General features: G+C 35.8%; 16 protein-coding genes. 3 read left to right on the top strand and 13 right to left on the bottom strand.

Features of this window, described 5'->3' with window-relative positions; all coding sequences use genetic code 11:
- The 5 genes from FNE73_RS05630 to FNE73_RS05610 all read right to left on the bottom strand — a co-directional run bounded on the left by FNE73_RS05630 (position 1) and on the right by FNE73_RS05610 (position 8868).
- Positions 1 to 2751: a S8 family serine peptidase gene (locus tag FNE73_RS05630; RefSeq protein ID WP_143883769.1), complete on the bottom strand. Its 2751-nt coding sequence runs from the start codon at positions 2749 to 2751 to the stop codon at positions 1 to 3.
- A gap of 327 nt (positions 2752 to 3078) precedes the next feature.
- Complete coding sequence (gene carB / locus FNE73_RS05625) at positions 3079 to 6261, bottom strand: carbamoyl-phosphate synthase large subunit (protein WP_143883768.1); 3183 nt, start codon at positions 6259 to 6261, stop codon at positions 3079 to 3081.
- A gap of 59 nt (positions 6262 to 6320) precedes the next feature.
- Entirely contained in the window at positions 6321 to 6674 is a 354-nt protein-coding gene (locus FNE73_RS05620) for a four helix bundle protein (protein WP_143883767.1), read from the bottom strand.
- A gap of 42 nt (positions 6675 to 6716) precedes the next feature.
- A complete protein-coding gene (locus tag FNE73_RS05615) occupies positions 6717 to 7790 on the bottom strand; it encodes a carbamoyl phosphate synthase small subunit (protein WP_143883766.1) in 1074 nt (357 codons plus the stop codon).
- A 187-nt stretch (positions 7791 to 7977) separates the two neighbouring features.
- Complete coding sequence (locus FNE73_RS05610) at positions 7978 to 8868, bottom strand: aspartate carbamoyltransferase catalytic subunit (RefSeq protein ID WP_143883765.1); 891 nt, start codon at positions 8866 to 8868, stop codon at positions 7978 to 7980.
- Positions 8869 to 9111: 243 nt separating this feature from the next.
- On the opposite strand from FNE73_RS05610, the gene FNE73_RS05605 reads away from it, so the two are divergent.
- On the top strand, positions 9112 to 9573 hold the full coding sequence (locus FNE73_RS05605; protein ID WP_143883764.1) for an Lrp/AsnC family transcriptional regulator: 462 nt from the start codon (positions 9112 to 9114) through the stop codon (positions 9571 to 9573).
- A 115-nt stretch (positions 9574 to 9688) separates the two neighbouring features.
- On the opposite strand, the gene argH is transcribed toward FNE73_RS05605, so the two are convergent.
- From argH to FNE73_RS05565, 8 genes are all read right to left on the bottom strand, one after another.
- On the bottom strand, positions 9689 to 10993 hold the full coding sequence (gene argH / locus FNE73_RS05600; protein ID WP_143883763.1) for an argininosuccinate lyase: 1305 nt from the start codon (positions 10991 to 10993) through the stop codon (positions 9689 to 9691).
- Between the two features lie 325 nt (positions 10994 to 11318).
- A complete protein-coding gene (locus FNE73_RS05595; RefSeq protein WP_143883762.1) occupies positions 11319 to 12401 on the bottom strand; it encodes a M20 family metallo-hydrolase in 1083 nt (360 codons plus the stop codon).
- On the bottom strand, positions 12376 to 13170 hold the full coding sequence (gene argB, locus FNE73_RS05590) for an acetylglutamate kinase (protein ID WP_143883761.1): 795 nt from the start codon (positions 13168 to 13170) through the stop codon (positions 12376 to 12378). Before argB ends, FNE73_RS05595 begins: the two co-directional genes overlap by 26 nt.
- Before the next feature lie 55 nt (positions 13171 to 13225).
- Positions 13226 to 14182, bottom strand: coding sequence for an N-acetylornithine carbamoyltransferase (locus FNE73_RS05585; protein WP_143883760.1), 957 nt, complete (start codon positions 14180 to 14182; stop codon positions 13226 to 13228).
- A gap of 288 nt (positions 14183 to 14470) precedes the next feature.
- Positions 14471 to 15610: an aspartate aminotransferase family protein gene (locus tag FNE73_RS05580; protein ID WP_143883759.1), complete on the bottom strand. Its 1140-nt coding sequence runs from the start codon at positions 15608 to 15610 to the stop codon at positions 14471 to 14473.
- Positions 15611 to 15929: 319 nt separating this feature from the next.
- Positions 15930 to 16919, bottom strand: coding sequence for an N-acetyl-gamma-glutamyl-phosphate reductase (gene argC / locus FNE73_RS05575; protein WP_228429885.1), 990 nt, complete (start codon positions 16917 to 16919; stop codon positions 15930 to 15932).
- Positions 16920 to 17033: 114 nt separating this feature from the next.
- The gene (argG, locus tag FNE73_RS05570; protein WP_143883758.1) at positions 17034 to 18227 is read right to left on the bottom strand and encodes an argininosuccinate synthase; all 1194 of its coding nucleotides are present in this window, start codon (positions 18225 to 18227) and stop codon (positions 17034 to 17036) included.
- The gene (locus FNE73_RS05565; protein ID WP_143883757.1) at positions 18199 to 18795 is read right to left on the bottom strand and encodes a GNAT family N-acetyltransferase; all 597 of its coding nucleotides are present in this window, start codon (positions 18793 to 18795) and stop codon (positions 18199 to 18201) included. Before FNE73_RS05565 ends, argG begins: the two co-directional genes overlap by 29 nt.
- 160 nt (positions 18796 to 18955) lie before the next feature.
- On the opposite strand from FNE73_RS05565, the gene FNE73_RS05560 reads away from it, so the two are divergent.
- Both FNE73_RS05560 and FNE73_RS05555 read left to right on the top strand, forming a co-directional pair.
- Positions 18956 to 19372 carry an IS1/IS1595 family N-terminal zinc-binding domain-containing protein gene (locus FNE73_RS05560; RefSeq protein WP_143883756.1) on the top strand — a complete coding sequence of 139 codons (417 nt, stop codon included), beginning with the start codon at positions 18956 to 18958 and terminating at the stop codon, positions 19370 to 19372.
- A gap of 418 nt (positions 19373 to 19790) precedes the next feature.
- On the top strand, positions 19791 to 21170 hold the full coding sequence (locus FNE73_RS05555) for a porin (RefSeq protein WP_143883755.1): 1380 nt from the start codon (positions 19791 to 19793) through the stop codon (positions 21168 to 21170).

Here is a 21170-nt window from a genome sequence, read left to right as displayed (position 1 = left end):
TTAAGAATTAACTACTTTTTCTCTTATCAGGTTGAATGTTTCAAGAGTTCTGTTTACATTAGGATTTGTTATGCTTTCCTTTGCTGAATATCCTGTTGGTGAATTCTGCTCAATAATTTTTTTAGCATGATCAGACATTTCATATTCTTCGGCAATAAGGCTTTCTTCCTTAGTAATTCCTTTTTTGATTCCTCTCAAAATTCCATTCCATAACATTTTAAGGCTTTCTCCTACGGTTCTGAATGTCATCGCAACTCTGCTGATGTCTTCATCTATGTAAGCATCAATCAAGTCTGAGCTATCCGGGAGTTCTGTTTTTAAAAGTTTATCAATATCTAAAATACCTGCTCCAAAATTTACAGGAAGATGATGCTGTGTTCTTGCCGAACTTTTCAGACAAGTTCTGAAAGCTTCAATAATCTGAAAGCCATGATAGTTTTTCAGTTTTTCTCTGTTTTTGTAAAGCCAGAGAACAGCTGCAGATGAAACGTGAGGTGTTGCATAACTTGTACCGTGACCATACCCCATTCCGTAGCGGAATAAGCCTGTGCTTTCTTTTAAAAACTTCGGAACATACATATGCATTCCCGGTGCTGTAATATCAACCATTTTCCCTCTTGAAGAGCCTTTCCATTCTTTATCATCCGGATTTGAGGCGGCGACTGCAATAGTTCCGGGATGTACTGCCGGTGCTACCACTTCTCTTACTTCATTTCCTGCAGCACAGCACCATATAATTCCTTTCTCATAAACTTTTTTTGCCAGATTGTATGTTGTCATCGTTGGAGGAAGTCCCATACTCGTGGTAATTACTTTTGCGCCCGTGGCAATAGCAGCATCTACAGCTTTTGCCAGTTCTGCCTGTCTTCCTAAAATCAGGACATCCTGGGCAACACGATAAGGGATAAGTTTTATTCCGTTTTGCTGCAGTAATCCGCAATTGCCGTTTTCCTCTGCATCAGAATAAAGATTTCCTATAATAATGCTTCCTGTACGGGCTCCGTGACCGTAATCTGCCAAAGTAATCTTGCGATGCTCCTCTTCTCTGGAATTATCATCATCGTCTACAAAATCAAAATCTTCTGAAAGATTAAAAGCACCATGATTTTTCGGATGATGAGAATATCCGGTATCAAACTGAACAATTTTTATGGAATCTCCTATAGTATCGGTAATCGCTGAGTTATAATTCACAGCTTTCCAGTTCCATTGTCTGTACTGTTCTTTGGTTTTACCTTTTACATATTTGCTGGTTTGGCTATACAGCTCAAGAAAATGCTGTTCATTATTAAAATCTTTAGAACCAGAGCTTTCAAAAGCTTTCAAATCATTGTCATACGTTACTTCCATGTTGAGATAAATCTCACTATCATATTCTGCATGAATAATCTCTTTTAATGAAAGTAATTCTCTGGCAAATTCGTTTGGATTTTTGCCTTCAGAAGAAATATTCAATACAAAAAGTTCTTCTTCATTTTCTTTTGCAGAGACAGGAGTTGCAAGGTAAAGACTAAAGTCATTACCATAATTAAGTTTCAGTTCAGCTTCAAGATTTTCGAAATTTTCAGGGTTGTTTTTTGCCAGGATAATAAACGGAAATTTTTCAAAAGCGGCTGCAGATTTATTTTCATCTTTCAATTTAGCATCTGATGCAGAATTTTTTAGCTTCTGTGCTTCATTCTTAACATCTGTAAGAGATATTTCAGGCTGATTTTCTACTACTTCGTCCAACTCTTTTTTAGCTTTATTGGTTCTTGCAAGAATTTCATTTTTTTTAGTATTATGAGCCGGCTTATCAAAATTTTTCTTTTGAAGAAACTCCAGTATTCTGCTGATTCTGATTCCGGCATTTCCTACCCATTCAATATCCTCATCAGGAGTTTCTGAGTTGGCAACAGTTCCGTATTTGGTAAGAGGATTTCCGTTTTCATCCATTTTTGGAACCCCGGTCTGATGTAGTGCTACCACTTCGCACGTTCCTAATGCTAAAACCGGTGAACCTGATGAACCCGGCAAAGAATCGGTTTCATAAATAATCTGATCCTGATTTTCAGAAAAGAAAGAATTATTGTTTAGCGAAATCTTTTTTGGCTGACCATTAGGATGCTGAATGATTATGCAGGTTTCACCTTTGATAATTTTACCAATATTTCCATCCAGTTCTAAAGAAGGAATATCTGTAATTTTTTTTCCTCTAAGATTAATTTCTTCAAGCGCAACCATGGTAAAATCTAGTCCGGAAAATTCATCTTCAGGACTCTTTTTGATGTGTGAAGTAAAAAAGAAAGCTTTAGGTTCTGGTCTGAACTGTACCGGATTCAGTATTCTACCTTCCTCATCAAGTTCATAGAAAAATTCAGCCTTAATATTTGTACACTCTACTTCACTGGAAATCACATGATTGTTGGTAACTAAAATATTTCCGTTGATTAAAAAACCCGTTCCCACAGGTTTGTTATTATGTAAAATTCGGCAGACAGACTGAGATATTTTTAGTATTTTAGAAAGATTGACAATGTCAACCAAATCATTTTCTTCAATAATCCTTTCAATTCCAAGATTGAAATTAAGATTCTCACGAGCTATTCTGGTTTCTACACGCTTCTGATTATCTTCAAGATCAATAAGCGGGTGATTCAGCAGCCTTGCTTCTTCTAGCTTGCTTTGATCTTTGATAATCTGACCGTATTGATTCACAAGCTTATCAACAATAATTGCTTTTGTTTCGGCAGCATTAAAAGAGTTAAACATAATATAAGTTTTAAAGGTTATTAGTCAATAAAAAGTCACTTATAAATTACAGAAAAAAAGTTACTGTAATTTAAAATAATTCACAACATTTTCCTGAAATATTTATCCGAAGTTATTCAATATCAACTTTGTAAAAAATAGCACTTTTGTGTGATATTTTGATGCTTGTTGATTATCTTCTTCCGAGACATCAATGAATTCCTTTTTCAGAATCAAAAATAATTTGTATTCCTTTTTCAGAATTTTCGGTAATTCAAATAAAAAAACCTCACAGACTTTAAAAATCTGTAAGGTTGATTTATGGTAAATCATTAAAATTTCCGACAATTACATCGTCTCCATTTTAAAACTCATGCTTTCGATTACTTTTAAGATGGCTTCAACCGTGTCCATAGACGTTAAACAAGGAACACCGTTTTCCACACTCATTCTTCTGATCTGGAAACCGTCTCTTTCCGACTGTTTTCCTTTCGTCATGGTATTGACAACATATTGTACTTTTCCTTTTTGGATCAGGTCGATCAGGTTGACACTCTCCTCCCCGATTTTGTATCCTATTTTGCAAGGAATTCCTTTTTCTTCAAAGAATTTTGCCGTTCCTTCCGTTGCCCAGATTCTGAAACCAACTTCGTGGAATCTTGCTGCCAGATCCGCTGCTTCCTGCTTATGTTTATCTGCAACTGTGAACAAGATTGAACCGTGCATCGGAACTTTTCTTCCTGCTGCAACCAATCCTTTGTATAAAGCTTTTTCCAGAGTCGTGTCTTTCCCCATAACTTCTCCTGTAGACTTCATTTCAGGTCCTAAAGAGATATCTACTTTTGTTAATTTTGAGAAAGAGAATACCGGAACTTTCACAAAAACACCTTCTTTATTTGGAACCAGTCCGCTTTCGTAGCCTAAATCTTTCAGTTTCTGACCTAAGATCGCTTTGGTAGCTAAATTTGCCATCGGAACTTCCGTTATTTTAGATAAGAAAGGAACGGTTCTCGATGATCTTGGGTTTACCTCGATCACATAAACGTTTCCTTCGAAAAGAACGTATTGTATGTTCATCAATCCGATCACGTTTAATCCTTTTGCCAATCTCTTTGTATAGTCAACCAAAGTTTCGATCTCGCTTTGTGAAATATTCTGTGGAGGATATACTGCAATTGAGTCTCCGGAGTGAACGCCCGCTCTTTCGATATGTTCCATAATTCCCGGAATGATTACCGTTTCACCGTCGCAGATCGCATCAATTTCTACTTCTTTTCCAACCATATATTTGTCGACCAAGACAGGATGTTCAGGACTTGCTTCAACTGCATTTTCCATGTAGTGCGCCAGTTCTGTTTCCGTGTACACAATTTCCATTGCTCTTCCTCCTAAAACATAGCTCGGACGAACTAATACCGGATAACCGATCTCGTTGGCAATTTTTATCGCTTCTTCTTTTGAAGTGGACGTTTTTCCTAACGGCTGCGGAATCTGCATTTCCTGAAGTGCTTTTTCAAACTTATCTCTGTTTTCCGCTCTGTCTAGATCCTCCAGAGAAGTTCCTAAAATCTGTACTCCGTGAGCGGCTAATTTATCTGCTAAATTGATCGCTGTCTGTCCTCCGAATTGTACCACAACACCTTTTGGTTTTTCCAACTCAATGATGTTCATTACGTCTTCTTCCGTTAAAGGTTCGAAGTATAATTTATCTGAAATCGAGAAGTCAGTTGAAACTGTTTCGGGGTTATTGTTGATGATAATTGCCTCATAACCCATTTCTTTGATTGCCCAAACTGAATGAACCGTTGCGTAATCAAACTCAACACCCTGCCCGATTCTGATCGGACCAGAACCCAGAACGATAATTTTGTCTTTATTTGAAACTACAGATTCGTTTTCTTCTTCGTAAGTTCCATAAAAATAAGGAGTTTCAGACTCGAATTCTGCGGCGCAGGTATCTACCATTTTGTACACCGGCATAATTCCGTTTTCTTTTCTGAAGTTGAATACTTCTCTCTGAGAAACTTCCCAAAGATGAGCAATATTTAAGTCTGCAAAACCTAATTTTTTAGCTTCAATTAAAGTTTTAACATCAAATTTATTATCAGCAATTGTTTTTTCAAAATCAATTAATTTTTTGATTTTCCAGATGAAAAACTTATCTATTTTGCTCCATTCTACGATCTGTTCCCAATCGTACCCTTTTCTTAAAGCATCACCGATGATGAATAATCTTTCGTCATCACAAACTCTGATTCTTCTTTCGATTTCTTCGTCTGTTAAAGCTTCTGCCTGTTTTTTCTTTAAACCTAAATGTCTGATTCCTGTTTCTAATGAGCGAATTGCTTTCTGTAAAGATTCCTCGAAATTTCTTCCGATTGCCATCACTTCACCTGTTGCTTTCATTTGTGTTGACAATCTTCTGTCCGCTGTTTCAAATTTATCGAAAGGGAATCTTGGGAATTTAGTGACTACATAATCCAAAGCAGGCTCAAAACAAGCATATGTTTTCCCCGTAACTGGGTTCATGATTTCATCTAAAGTCAATCCTACTGCAATTTTAGCCGCAATTTTAGCAATCGGATACCCTGTTGCTTTTGATGCTAAAGCTGATGAACGGGAAACTCTCGGATTCACCTCAATGATATAATAATCGAATGAATGCGGGTCTAAAGCCAGCTGTACGTTGCATCCACCTTCGATTCCTAAAGCTCTGATGATCTTCAAAGAAGCGTTTCTCAACAATTGATATTCTCTGTCTGAAAGCGTTTGAGATGGTGCAACAACAATTGAATCTCCTGTGTGAACTCCTACAGGATCTATATTTTCCATGTTACAAACTACAATCGCATTGTCATTTGCATCACGCATTACTTCATATTCTATTTCTTTGAAACCCGCGATTGATCTTTCAATTAAACATTGGGTAACAGGACTATGCTTCAATCCTAATTCGGCAATTTCTTTTAATTCTGTTTCGTTGGCAGCAATTCCTCCACCTGTTCCACCCATCGTGAAGGCAGGACGAACAATTACAGGATAACCAATTTCTTCAGCAAATCTTAATGCTCCTTCTACTGTGTTTACAATATCAGATTCCGGAACCGGTTCATTGAGTTCTCTCATCAATTCACGGAACAAATCTCTGTCTTCCGCTCTGTTGATGGCTGAAAGTTTTGTTCCCAAAACCTCAACTTTACATTCTTCAAGAATCCCTGATTTTTCCAGTTCTACCGCCATATTCAGACCGGTTTGTCCGCCAAGCGTTGGTAAAAGTGCATCGGGACGTTCTTTTCTGATGATGTGACTTACAAACTGAAATGAAATCGGCTCAATATATACTTTATCCGCGATTTCGACATCTGTCATAATCGTTGCAGGGTTTGAATTGATCAAAATTACCTTGTAGCCTTCTTCTCTCAAAGACAGACAAGCTTGCGTTCCTGCGTAATCAAATTCCGCCGCCTGACCAATGATGATGGGTCCTGAACCGATTACTAAAATTGTTTTTATGTCGTTACGTTTTGCCATTTTTTTTGTTTTTAGATATTAGAAGTCAGATTTCAGATTTTAGACTTCCAATATTGTGTTTACTTTTTAAGATTAGATTTAAATGTATAAATCATTCGTTGAATTTCATTCAGATCTGATATTAAACTGTTGACTTTTTCTGCATTAAGTAAACCCAATTCTCTTGTTAATATTAATTGTGTCTGCAATTCAAAAGAGGAAGCATTTGCAATTCCAAGGAAATGGTAAAATTCTCTATCATTGTTTCTTCCTGCTCCTTCCGCAATATTTGACGGAATAGAAACAACTGATCTTTTAATCTGAGAAATCAAACCAAATTTTTCATCTCTTGGTAAATCAGCACAAATAATATAGACCTCTTTTGCAAGTTCTATTGATTTCTGCCAAAAAATTAATCTCTCAAAATTATGCATATAAAAAGTCTGTTATCTGATGTCTAATGTCTGAAATCTAAATTATTTTTTAAAATCTTCCATCAAAGTAATGAAATCATCAAACAAATAATTCGCATCTTCAGGACCCGGACTTGCTTCAGGGTGATACTGAACTGAGAAGCACGGGTGAATTTTGTGTTTCAGACCTTCGTTTGTTCTGTCGTTCAGTGCGATATGCGTTTCGATTAATTCTGTATCTTTCAAACTTTCCTGATCAACGGCATAACCGTGATTCTGAGAAGTAATTGCTACTTTGTTTTTTACTAAATCTAAAACCGGGTGATTTCCACCTCTATGTCCGAATTTCAACTTAAAAGTTTTCGCTCCACAAGCCAAACCGATCAATTGATGCCCTAAACAGATTCCGAAAATTGGAACTTTCCCTAATAAACCTCGAATCATTTCTAAAGCAGGTTGGTTATCTTCAGGATCTCCGGGACCGTTTGAAAGCATGATTCCGTCTGGATGCATCAATAGAATTTCTTCCGCCGTTGTATCATGAGAAACCACTGTAATATCACAGTTTCTTTGAGATAATTCTCTGATAATCCCCAATTTTGATCCAAAATCCACTAAAACAACTTTTAAACCTCTTCCCGGATTTGCATAAGATGTTTTTGTTGAAACCTGTTCCACCTGATTAGTTGGGAACGTTGTTCCTTTTAATTCTGCTACAACAGTATTTGCGGCGGCATCAGCATTTACAATTTTTCCTTTCACCACTCCGGAATTACGAAGAATTCTTGTCAGTCTTCTTGTATCAATTCCTGAAATTCCTGAAAGGTTTTTCTTTTTAAATAATTCATCTAAAGTAATCTGAGTACGGAAATTAGATGGCAGATCACAAAGTTCTTTTACGATAAGACCTTTAATAGCCGGCTCAATACTCTCGTAATCATCTCTATTAATCCCATAGTTTCCAATCAGCGGGTAAGTCATACAAACAATCTGACCACAATAAGACGGATCTGAGATCAGTTCCTGATACCCTGTCATTCCGGTATTGAAAACTACTTCTCCTGCAGTTTCCAAGTCTGCTCCGAAACCTTCTCCATGAAACACTTCACCGGACTCCAGTATTAACTTTTTCTTCATTTTTTAAATTAGATATTAGATTTTAGAAATTAGAAGTTAGACTTCATCATTCTGTTATTTTTATTTCTTTCTATTTTACTTTTAAGCTACCCCGTCAAAAATTCATTCTGAATTTCCGCCCCCCTCCTTTGGATGGGAATTTGTGGTCGGTTTTATTTACACTTGAAACTCGTATCGTGAATCTCGTTTATTTAAAAGTATAGCCTTCTTTTTCCAAAGCTTCTTTTAAAATTGCCATTCTTGCGAAAACACCGTTCTGCATTTGCTTGAAAACTCTTGAACGTTCACATTCTACTAAATCATCATCAATTTCAACTCCTCTGTTAATCGGTGCAGGATGCATAATAATAGCTTCTTTTTTCATGGCTCTTTCTCTTTCTTTTGTTAAACCATATTTTCTGTGATATTCCGAAGCAGAAAAACTCATTTTTGCATCGTGTCTTTCATGCTGAATTCTCAATAGCATCAACACATCAACATCTTTTATCATTTCATCAACAGATAAGTAGGTTCCGTTGATTAAAGCACCTTCATCAAACCATTGTTCAGGTCCTGAAAAGTAAACTTTTGCGCCCAGTCTTCTTAAAGCTTCGGCATTGGAATTGGCAACTCTGCTGTGTTTAACGTCTCCGACAATTCCTATTTTCAACCCTTCGAATTTTCCGAATTCCTGATAAATCGTCATCAAATCCAACATACATTGTGAAGGGTGATTTCCCGTTCCGTCTCCCCCGTTGATTATGGGAATTTTAATATCATTTAATTCATCAAAATATCGGTCTTTTTTATCTCTGATCACCACCAGATTTACTCCAAGACTTTCAATTGTTCTTACTGTATCATAAAGACTTTCCCCTTTATTCACAGAACTGTTTGATGCATCAAAAGGAACGACCTGCAATCCTAATTTTCTTTCGGCAATATCAAAACTTGTTTTCGTTCTGGTACTGTCTTCGAAGAAAAGATTGGAACAGAAAACTTCTCCATCAATTTTGGCAGTTTTTCCGTTCGCAAAAGCCAAAGCTTCTGTTACTATACTGTTGATTCTCTCGTTGCTTAGTTCTGTAATCGTAAACATATTGTCTTTAAATTTTTTACAAAAAAAAAAGCGAAGAAAATATCTTCGCTTAAAATAAATAAATATCGTAAAGGGCGTCTACGCCCGGTAATTCTAATGATATAAATACTGTGTTATTCATTAGGTGCAAAGATATAACAATTCTGTAAAATGACAAAACTCTAAAGTGGATTTAATTAGAATATTCTTTTTCCTATTTCATTTTTATATATTATTTTTGTTACCATTCAACCTTCATTATATATGGATTTAAAAGACAAAATGATTCTCAGCATCATTCAGGAAGACTCTACGCATTCTGTTAAGGAAATTTCAGAAAAAATCGGTCTCACCTTTACGCCGACTTACGAACGCATTAAACAGCTGGAGAAACAGGGAATCATCGAAAAATATGTGGGTCTTCTCAACCGTGAAAAACTGGGCTTAAATATTGTCGTTTACTGTAATGTCCGTCTTAAAGAACAGTCTAAAAAAGTTTTAGAGACTTTTGAGAAAAACATTATGCAGCATGATGAAGTTCAGGAAATCATTAGTCTTTCCGGCGAATACGATTATATGCTAAAAATTATTGCCAAAGACATCAACTCTTATAACGAGTTTACCGTAAATGTCATTTCTAATATTCCGAGTATTGGGCAATATCACAGTTCTATTGTGCTTCATGAGGTGAAGAAGTCTACTAAGTTTAAGATTGATTTGGGTTAAATTGAACCATTAAGATTTTAATTAAGAAATTAAATTTTTAAGCGAATTATATCAAAAATCCTATATCTCTTAATTTTTTTAACTCCTTAAATGAATCTTAATGGTTTAAAATAAATCAACTCAACAATTTATTTTTCCATTTATTAAACTGATATTCAATCTTATCCAAACAAAGATTTCCGATACTTCCCTGATGTGTATGATTTAAATTTCCAATTTCAAAATCGAACGCATTATTTTCAATCTCCTGCCCTACTTTTACATAGGCATCACGGAATGAACTCCCGTTTTTTACTTCTTCATTGATTTTCTCTACGCTGAAAAGATATTTGTACTTTTCATCTTCCAAAATGCCGTCTTTCACCTGAATATTAGGCAACGTATAATTTAAAATCTCCAGACATTCTTTTAAAGAATCAATCGCAGGGAAAAGAATTTCTTTTGTAAGCTGCATATCTCTGTGATAGCCTGAAGGAAGGTTATTTGTGAGCAAAATAAACTCATTCGGCAAAGACTGTATTCTGTTGCAGCGCGCACGAACCAACTCAAAAATATCCGGATTTTTCTTGTGAGGCATAATGCTGCTTCCTGTGGTAAATTTCTTCGGAAAGCTGATGAAATCAAAGTTCTGACTTAAATACAGACAAACATCGTAAGAAAATTTCCCTAATGTTCCGGCTAAAGTCGCCATTGCCATCGACAGCATTTTCTCAGACTTTCCACGCGTCATCTGAGCGTAAACCGAATTGTAATTCATCGACTGAAAGCCTAAATTATATGTTGTGCTTTCACGGTCAATCGGGAACGATGAACCGTAACCTGCCGCAGAGCCCAAAGGATTTTTATTGATGATATTTTTAACCGAAAACAACATTTCTATATCATCTAAAAATGCTTCTGCATAAGCTCCAAACCACAATCCGAATGAAGAAGGCATCGCAATCTGTAAATGCGTGTATCCCGGAAGCAAAACATTCTTATGCTGTTCCGCCAGTTTGATTAATATCTGAAAGAATTCGTCTGTTAATAATGTAATCTCACGAATTTCATCTAATAAATACAATTTAATATCCAGTAAAACCTGATCGTTTCTAGATCGCGCCGTGTGAATTTTCTTTCCGATATCGCCTAATTTTTCAATTAAAATTGATTCAATCTGAGAATGAATATCTTCTGCATTCTTATCGATTTGAAAGATTCCGTTTTCGATATCGTCTAAAATTTCTTTTAAAACAAATAACATTTGCTCTGATTCTTCAACAGAAATAATCCCGACTTCCGACAACATTTTGCAATGCGCCATTGAACCTTTGACATCGTATTTTGCCAAACGTTCATCAAAATCAAGATCTTTTCCAACTGTGAATGTGTTGACTAATATATTAGTGGCGTTATCGTCTTTTTGCCATATTTTTTTCATAAAATTTCTTTTTTGATTTTAAAATTTTCTTTTGTCTTGAAATCGAAGATTCGACGTAGTCAAACAAAAGAAACAAAAATTGCCTCCATAAATTCGGCGAATGTTATTTCAAGACTGGAAACTTTCGCTAAAAAATATTTTTATTCTCTAAAAATCCCAAAACTCGTGCGAATTGAATATTGGTTCTTCGATTCGATATTTCCGTCGCACTCAAACAGTGGGATTTTCTTAACGTTCATAAAACTATTTTTCTTAACGCTTCATTTTCCTAGGTTGATATTTTTATGCTTCATAGACTTCCATCATCAATCTTCCCGCTTCCAGCCTATAAAATCTTTTCCAAAATCTGAATATAAATCTCAATTCCCTCCTCAATTTCCTTTATATAAATGTATTCATCAGCGGTGTGAGAACGGGTACTATCACCGGGACCGAGCTTTACGGAAGTGCAGGGAATGATTGCCTGATCCGATGAGGTTGGCGAACCATACGTTGTCCTCCCGATTTCCAAACCTGCTTTTACAAAAGGATGATCCATTTCAATTTTAGAAGAATTTAATCGGAAAGATCTTGCCGTTAAAGTAGATTTCATCTGCGACTGGATGATTTCGAATACCTCTTTATTGGAATATTCGTCTGTAACTCTTACATCCAAAGTGAAAGTACAGGATTCCGGAACGACATTATGCTGAACTCCGGCATGAATTCCTGACAATGTCACTTTAATCTCACCCAAATAATCTGAAACTTTTGGAAATCTGAAATTCAGAATATTCTGCAAATCTTCCATGCATTTCACAATAGAATTATCATTGTTTGGATGAGCGGCGTGAGAAGGAGTGCCTTTCATTTCACCATCAATTACCAAAAGTCCTTTTTCTGCAATCGCCAGATTCATCTGCGTGGGTTCCCCTACAATGGCGAATTCGATATTGGGTAATTGGGGAAATAAGGCTTCAATCCCGTCAAAACCTGAAATCTCCTCCTCTGCCGTCAAAGCAATAATTAAGTTATATTGTAAATTTTCCTGATGATAAAAATGTAAAAAAACCTGCGCCATAGAAACCAGAGAAGCTCCCGCATCATTACTTCCCAGTCCGAATAATTTTCCGTCTTTTTCGATCGGAACAAACGGATCCAAAGTATATGCTTTGTTGGGTTTTACGGTATCGTGATGCGTGTTCAGCAAAATTGACGGTTTGAAGACATCAAAATTTTTATTTACCGCCCAAACGTTATTTTTAAAACGTTTTGTAGGAATCTGATGTTTTTTGAAAAAATTTTCAATTTCCACTGACGTATTGTATTCATCTTTGCTGAATGACGGAATCTCAATCAGCTTTTTTAAAAATTCAATGGCATTATCCCGCAATTCTTCTTTGCTATAAACAGATTTCAGTTCCTGCATGATCGTTTTCTATATGGTTTTTTAGTTCGGTGTCTTTAATTAAGAATACCTTATTGACATTATTTTTCACCGCTCCTAAAGCATTTTCAAGTTTGGGAAGAATTCCTTTATGAAGTTTTCCGTCCTCTTTTAGGGCTGAAAATTCTACTTCGGAAATATTTTTAATAACAGATTCAGGATTGTTTACATCTTCTAAAACACCTTCTTTATCAAAGCAGTATAACAATTCCACATCATACTTTACAGATAAAGCCTGTGCAATTACCGAAGCGATTGTATCTGCATTGGTATTGAAAAGGTGTCCTTTTTTATCGTGGGTAATTGCCGAAAATACAGGAACAAGTTCCAGTTTCAGCAATTTTGAAATTAATTTTCTGTTCACGCTTTTCTCTGTGATATCTCCCACAAATCCGAAATCTATTTCGGCGTGTTCTCTTTTTTTGGCTTTAATTAAATTCGCATCCGCACCAGAAAATCCAATGGCTTTGCATTTTTTCTGCTGAAGTTTTGCTACAATATTTTTGTTGATTCCTCCCGCATACACCATTGCAACAATATCCAACGTATCTTTATCGGTTATTCTTCTTCCGTTTATGAGCTTCTGTTCAATTCCCAGTTTATCGGCTAAAGTTGTTGCCAGTTTTCCTCCTCCATGTACCAGGATTTTCTTTTCCTGAATTTCTGCAAATTGCTCTAAAAATTGTTCTAACAACTCCTCGTCATCAATTAATGCCCCGCCAATTTTTATGATGTATAACTTTTCTTTCATTACAAATCTTTTTTGGAAACCTCATAGGTTTTAAAAACCTATGAGGTTTGATTTATTAAGAATTCAATTCATCTAAAATTTCAGAAAAAACAGCCTGTGCAGAGAAAATTCGGTTTTTTGCCTGCTGATAAATGATTGAATTTTCACCATCCATCACCTCATCACTCAACTCTACATTACGGCGAACCGGAAGACAGTGCATTACCTTTGCCTGATTGGTATTTACTAATTTTTCATTCGTCAGCATCCAGTTTTCTTTCACTTCAGGCATTTTAGCATAATCATCAAAAGACGACCAGTTTTTAACATAGATAAAATCGGCATCTTTCAATGCTTCTTCCTGATTATGGATTACTTTTACATCTTTTGTGAAGTTTTTATCTAAATCATATCCTTCAGGATTAGCGATTACCAATTCCACATCCATTCCCTGCATCCATTCAGCGAAAGAGTTTCCCACCGCATGAGCAATGGGCTTGATGTGAGGCGCCCAGGTTAAAACTACTTTCGGTTTACGCTTTTCCTGCCAGTTTTCAGTAATGGTGATGCAATCTGCCAGACTTTGTAAAGGGTGACGTGTCGCAGATTCAAGAGAAATAACTGGGACTTTTGCATGTTGCTCGAACTGGCTGAGAATGCTTTCATTCACATCATCTTCCTTGCTTTTCATTCCTGCAAAACAACGAACTGCAATAATATCGCAATACTGATTTAAAACTTCAATTGCATCTTTGATATGTTCAACTGTATCGCCATTCATTACTGCGCCGTCTGCAAATTCCAGATTCCATGCTTCCTGTGCTGCATTTAAGGTTAAAACATTTAATCCTAAATTCTGAGCCGCAATCTGACTGCTTAAACGGGTTCTCAAACTTGAATTTAAAAAGACAAGTCCTATTGTTTTTCCTTTTCCTTTTTCGGGTTCTGAAAGAGGATTTTCTTTAATTTGTAAAGCTTTTTTTATGATTTGCTGTAAGTTTTCAACGTCACTTACAGAGGTGAATTTTTTCATTTGATAATTTCTTTTTTCAATGGAAAAATGGAATATCCATTTTATTTTGAATTGTTTTTAAGGATTTTTTTTCTTATCTATTATTCGGAGTTTTTAACGCTATGGTCGCAAAGCTTTGTTTTATTAAATAAAAACATTTTCGTTCGCAAGGGCGTTTCACTCGGCTAATGATAGTTGTGTTTGCCATTCTGAACGAAACAAATTGTAGTGAGGAATCTCTTTTTGATAATTTATAATATTAACAGATTCTTCCTTTGTCAGAATGACATCTCGTAAAATTTTCACAGCTTAAATATTCTCCAATACTTCTTTCAAAGCATTAATAAAAAGATCCGTTTCTTCTTTCTTAATGTTAAGCGCCGGAAGAATCCTTAAGACCGCTTTATCATTAGAGTTTCCTGTGAAAATATGATGATTGTACAAGAGGCTGTTCCTCACTTCCGAGCAGTCTCTGTCGAGTTCAATCCCAATCATCAAGCCTTTCCTTCGGATGTTTTTGATATGTAAAAAATTCTTAATTTCATTTTCAATATATTCGCCCATTTTCTGAGCATTTTCGATAAGATTTTCATCTTTCATGACGTCTAAAACCGCAATTGCCGCAACACAGGCTAAATGATTTCCGCCAAAAGTCGTTCCCAATAAACCATTATTTGCCTGAAACTTCGGGTGAATCAAAACGCCGCCAATCGGGAAACCATTTCCCATTCCTTTTGCCGTGGTGATGATATCTGCTTCAATTCCAAATTCCTGATGGGCAAAGAAATAGCCACTTCTTCCGTATCCTGACTGAACTTCATCCAAAATCAAAACAGCATTGTATTTTTCGCACAATTCTTTGATTTTAGTTAAAAATTTAACCGTTGGAATCATAATTCCGCCAACCCCTTGAATTCCTTCAATAATGACGGATGAAATTTCATTTCCACATTTTTCAAAAACTTCTTCAAGCTGTTCTATATTGTTCCATTCAGATTTAATGAATCTTTCATCATAATTCACCGGAGCTACAATTTTGGGATTGTCCGTTACCGAAACTGCTGCCGAAGTTCTTCCGTGAAATGAACCGGAAAAATACAGCACATTATTTTTTCCATTGTGGAAAGAAGCCAGTTTTAAAGCATTTTCGTTCGCTTCTGCTCCTGAATTACATAAAAACAAATTGTAATCTTCCAAACCTGAAAGTTTTCCCAATTTTTCAGCCAATTCAGTTTGCAATTCATTCTGAACTGAATTTGAATAGAAAGATATTTTATCTAATTGATTTTTTAACTGAGCTTTATAATGCGGATGGTTGTGTCCGATAGAAATCACCGCGTGACCTCCGTAAAAATCAAGATATTTTTCTCCTTTATCGTCCCAGAGAAATGATCCCTGCGCTTTTACCGGATTGATGTTGAATAATGGGTATACGTTGAATAAATTCATCTTAGTTGATGGTTTTTGGTTGACAGCTGCTGGTTTTGCAATTCGAATTTTTTAAAATTCATTATTGACTTATTGACAGCTTCATCTTTATTTTTAATTAATTTCTTTTGCCTTGAAGCAAAAGAAACAAAAGTTCAAGACTTGGAAACTTTCGCTAAAAATTTAAATTGAATCCTAAAATTCCCAAAACCAAACAGTGGGAATTTCTTAACGGATTAAATTTAAATTTTCTTAACGCTCCATTTTCCTAAGTCAGTTTAACTCGAATTGCAAAAAATTTACGATTGACCATTTGACAATTGACTTTTAAAGTTTTCTTTTAAAACGCAATTGGTTTTAAGTTTAATCCTAAATTTTCTTCCCAACCCATGGCAATATTCATGTTTTGAACTGCCTGTCCGGAAGCGCCTTTCAACAAATTGTCAATCGCTGAGTGAATGACCGCAACATTCCCACATTTTTCAACCTGTATCACACAGCGATTGGTATTGACAACCTGCTTTAAATCAATTGCTTTTTCGCTTACCTGTACAAAAGGCTCATCTGCATAAAAATCCTCGAACAACTGATAGATCTGTGAAAGTTCTAAATCTGTCTTTATTGTAGAACTCGTAAAAATTCCTCTGGCAAAATCTCCTCTCCATGGAATAAAATTGAGACTAATTTTCTGGTTATTAAAAGAAATTAATTGCTGTAAAATCTCATCCACATGTTGGTGTGTTAAAGTTTTATACGCTGAAATATTATCGTTCCTCCAAGTAAAATGCGTGGTTGCCTGTAAAGACTGACCTGCACCTGTGGAACCTGTGATTCCCGTTGTGTAGACTTCATTCAACAAACCTTTTTTAGCTAAAGGAAGTAGAGCGAGCTGAATTGCTGTGGCAAAACATCCCGGATTGGCAATACTTTTTGCTCCTGAAAGTTGTTTTTTATTGATTTCAGGCAATCCGTAGATAAAATTTCTGTTTCCAAAGTTTCCATCGAGGCGAAAATCGTTTCCTAAATCAATCACCAATGTTTCATCTTTTACGGAATTCTGAATCAGCCAATTCTGACTTTCTCTGTGAGGAAGGCATAGAAACAAAATATCGACTTCTTCAGACTGATCAGTCAAAATCATTTCACAAACCATCGTTAAATCCGGGTACAAATCTGAAATTTTTGTTCCTGAATTTGAACGGCTATATAAAAAGCTCAATGATACATTGGGATGAAAAGCCAGCAGACGAACCAGTTCGCTTCCTGTGTAACCGTTGGCTCCGATGATTCCTGCTGTTTTGTTAATTTCAATCATTTTTATTTTTGCCATAGGTTTCACCTACGGCTACTGCTATTGAACCCTTCGGGTTCTTTGTTTATGTTGATCTTTTTAATACATAGGTTTCACCTATGGCTACTCATATTGAACCCTTCGGGTTCATCATCATAATGCTGAATTAATCTGATGATATATATTCAGGGAATTGCTAACAATCTTTGTGTAGCCTTTCACATCTTCGCCTGTCCATGCCCTGTTTGCTTCTCCGTAGCTTCCGAATTTGTCTGACATCAAATCATGTTCAGATTCAATTCCGTTTAAAATAAATCGATAAGGATGAAGGGTTACAAATACTTTTCCGCTGACTGTTTTTTGAGAATCAATAAGAAAAGACTCGATATTTCTCATCACAGGATCTAAGAAAAGCGCTTCGTGAAGCCAGTTTCCGTACCAGTCTGATAATTGGGATTTCATCATCTGCTGATATTTTGAAAGCGTATGCTTTTCTAATAAATGATGCGCTTTAATAATCACTGAAGCTGCTGCAGCCTCGAAACCTACTCTTCCTTTGATTCCGACAATGGTGTCTCCCACATGAACATCACGACCGATTCCGTAAGCAGAAGCCAATTTTTCGATTTTCTGAATTGCGTAAACCGAATGTTCAAATTTTTCGCCATTCACTGCTACAACTTCACCATTTTTAAATTCAATTTCCATTTCGGAAGGTTGATTTTCTTTAATTTGTGAAGGAAAAGCTTCTTCAGGAAGATAATTTCTTGAAGTCAGCGTTTCCTTTCCGCCAACTGAAGTTCCCCAAAGTCCTTTATTGACAGAATATTGTGCTTTCTGAAATTCCATTTCATAACCGTGGCTTTTCAAAAACTCAATTTCCTCTTCACGGGAAAGAGCCATATCACGAATCGGCGTAATGATCTCAACATTCGGACACATTACCTGAAAAATGAGATCAAAACGAACCTGATCATTTCCCGCTCCCGTACTTCCATGGGCAATTGCATCCGCTCCGATTTCGATCGCATATTTTGCAATTTCCTGCGCCTGAATGGTACGCTCTGCACTTACAGACAAAGGATAGGTGTTGTTTTTCAGAACATTTCCGAAAATCAGATATTTTACGCAAGAATTGTAATAATCTTCCTGAGCATCAACGCACCTGTATTCTTTTACCCCAAGATTCAGGGCTTTTTTCTCCAGTTCTTTCTCTTCATCTTTGGAAAAACCTCCGGTGTTTACAGTAACTGCATACACATCATATCCCAGTGTTTCGCTGAGATATTTGGCGCAGTAAGAGGTATCAAGACCTCCGCTAAATGCTAAAACTACTTTCTTGCTCATTATTGTATCTGTTTTCAGACTGATTATTTTCAGTGCTGTTTTTTGTATTATCGGGAACGAAAAGCATTGCTGTACAAAGGCAGTTTTTCCGTTCTTTTTTCATTAAAATATCATAATTCACGCAGCTTTTGCAGCCGTTCCAGAATTCTTCATCCTGAGTAAGTTCAGAATAAATAACGGGTTTATATCCTAAATCGCTGTTGATCTTCATAACCGCCAAACCTGTAGTTAAACCGAAAATTTTAGCATCCGGATATTTATTTCGGGATAAAGCGAATACTTTGTCCTTGATTAAGGTCGCCACTCCCAAATGCCTGAATTCCGGTGAGACAATAAGCCCGGAATTAGCAACAAACTGTCCGTGAGACCATGTTTCTATATAACAGAAACCTACCCACTTTCCTTTATCAGTGGCAACTACAGCGTTACCTTCAGTAATTTTTTTACTGAGATACTTGATGGAACGTTTGGCAATCCCCGTTCCTCTGCGCTGTGCAGAATCGTACATTTCCTGCTGTATTTCACTCACATACTTCAGATGTATGGATGAGGAAACTTCTATTTCCATTTATTTATCTAAATTTTTTGGTAAATTTAAAATATAATTTCTATAAAAAACAAATAAAAAAGATAATTTTATTGAATAAAGTTAATAAACAGGTAATTTTATCTTTACATGAAATTAATATTTTGCTAAATTATTATATATTTGCTAAAAAGATATAGCTATGGAAAATCGCTGTCCGAAATGCAACACAGACAAAGTGGTTAAAAGCGGAATTGTAAACAACAAACAACGCTTTCTATGCAAAGACTGCAACTATTATTTCACGGTAAAAAAACTGGGAAAACAAATAGACGATTACTACGTAACCAAAGCTTTACAGCTCTATCTCGAGGGATTGAGTTTTCGTGAAATTGAAAGAATTATTGGCGTTTCTCATGTGACAGTCAGTTCGTGGATCAAGAAATACAATATTACAAGACCCCCGCATTCTGAATTTCATCCGGTATATAAAATCCTAAAACAAAATGAGCTGATTGAATATATGAGTAAAGAAGAAAATCTGAAAAATTCAGGATTAATTATCACTCAGTTTGCAGACAAATATATGCTCATTAAATGGGAGAGATTTAAAAAATAGTTTTCAGAAGTTATAAGTTATTAAGTATAAATTTTAAGTTCTATTAAAATAGAATTAATTCATTTAAAAAACTATTAATCAAAACTTTATATGAATGTCCGTAATTAGTAATAATTTAGTTTTTAACAGTTTGTTTGTCATTCCGGAGGAATCTAAACTGCTTTATTTTCAGTGTGTTGAGATTCCTCCGGAATGACAAAATGACTGCTGATTTTAGCGTTATGATTAAAAACGGACATTCAAAAATCTTTATTTATTAATTTAAAAAGATAATTTATAAGAACAATTTTTCAGCTCATAATTAATGATTTAAAATTAAAAACTATACTATTAGCATAAATATATATTAAATTTTTATAACTAAATTATTAATTCCAATTTGGCTTTCACAAAATAATAGCCAAAAAATTAATAATTTATGAAGAAAATATTAAGTTTTATTGGATTAGCTTTAATCAGCAGTTCTTTATATTCACAAGGTTCTCCAGATTACGGGAGTGGTTTAAAAATAAATCTCAATCCTAATGGAGATAAATATGTACGTTTTATTCTGTGGGATCAGTTTTGGATCAGAAACTCTGACATGAACCCCGGAAGTATGGTTGGTGGCGAACCTACTGACAACACCTGGAATTTGGGAAACCGAAGACTGAGAGCATTGGCTTACGCTCAAATTACGAAGCGTTATACGATTTTAACGCATTTTGGAATCAACAACCAAACCTTTATCAACGGCGGAGCAACTGGAACATCAGGAACAGGAAGCTATGGAAACGGTAAAAAACCCCAGCTTTTCTTTCATGATGCTTGGAATGAATATGCTGTTATTTTACCGGGAGAAGCAGGAAAATTCAGTCTCACTTTAGGAGGTGGACTTCACTATTACATGGGACTTTCTCGTATGACCATGGGATCAACATTAAATTTTCTTACCGTAGACTCCCCTATTTTCAGTTGGCCTTTAATTGATAATTCTGATCAGTTTGCAAGACAAATGGGAATTTTTGCAAAAGGAAAATACGGAAAATTTGAGTACAGAATGAGTTTGAATAAACCATTTGCAACCGATCTTACTCCAGCCAACACTTTAAATCCCAACAACGCTGTTGCTGTTGATAATAACGGAAACCCCAACTGGTCTAAAGCAGGTTATTTTGAATATCAGTTCTTAGATTCAGAATCGAATATACTGCCGTATAAAGTAGGTTCTTATCTGGGAACCAAAAAAGTTTTCAATTTGGGTGCCGGCTTTTATCATCAAAAAGAAGGAACCAGAACTTCAGTAAATTCCAATATTGAAAAACACGATATCACCTTACTTTCTGCCGATGCTTTTGCAGATATTCCTTTGGGAAATGCTAAAAACAAAATGGCTGTTTCTGCATACGCAGGTTATTTTAACTATCAATTCGGACCTAATTATGTAAGAAACCTAGGAATCATGAACGTTGCAGCCAATGATCCCAACTTTGTCGGTCAACGTGCAATAGCCGGACCGGGAAATCTACAGCCGATGATAGGTACAGGTGACATCATCTACGCTCAGGCGGGATTATTACTGCCAAGTCAGGCAGAAAAGCCAAAAATCAGAATTCAGCCGTTCGCAGCTTATACTCACAAAAATTTTGATGCTTATGAGAAATCTTCTTCTCAGTTTGATGTAGGAGCCAACTGGTTTTTAGATGGGCATCATGCAAAGGTTACCACTCAATATTCTACGAGACCTGTTTTCACAAGTCCGACTGAAAGCCCGACTTCTAAAGGAGAGTTTATTATCCAGCTCCAAATTTATCTCTAA

The sequence above is a fragment of the Chryseobacterium binzhouense genome (assembly GCF_007474545.1).
Lineage (GTDB): Bacteria > Bacteroidota > Bacteroidia > Flavobacteriales > Weeksellaceae > Chryseobacterium > Chryseobacterium binzhouense.
This window is presented reverse-complemented; position numbering and strand designations above follow the sequence as displayed.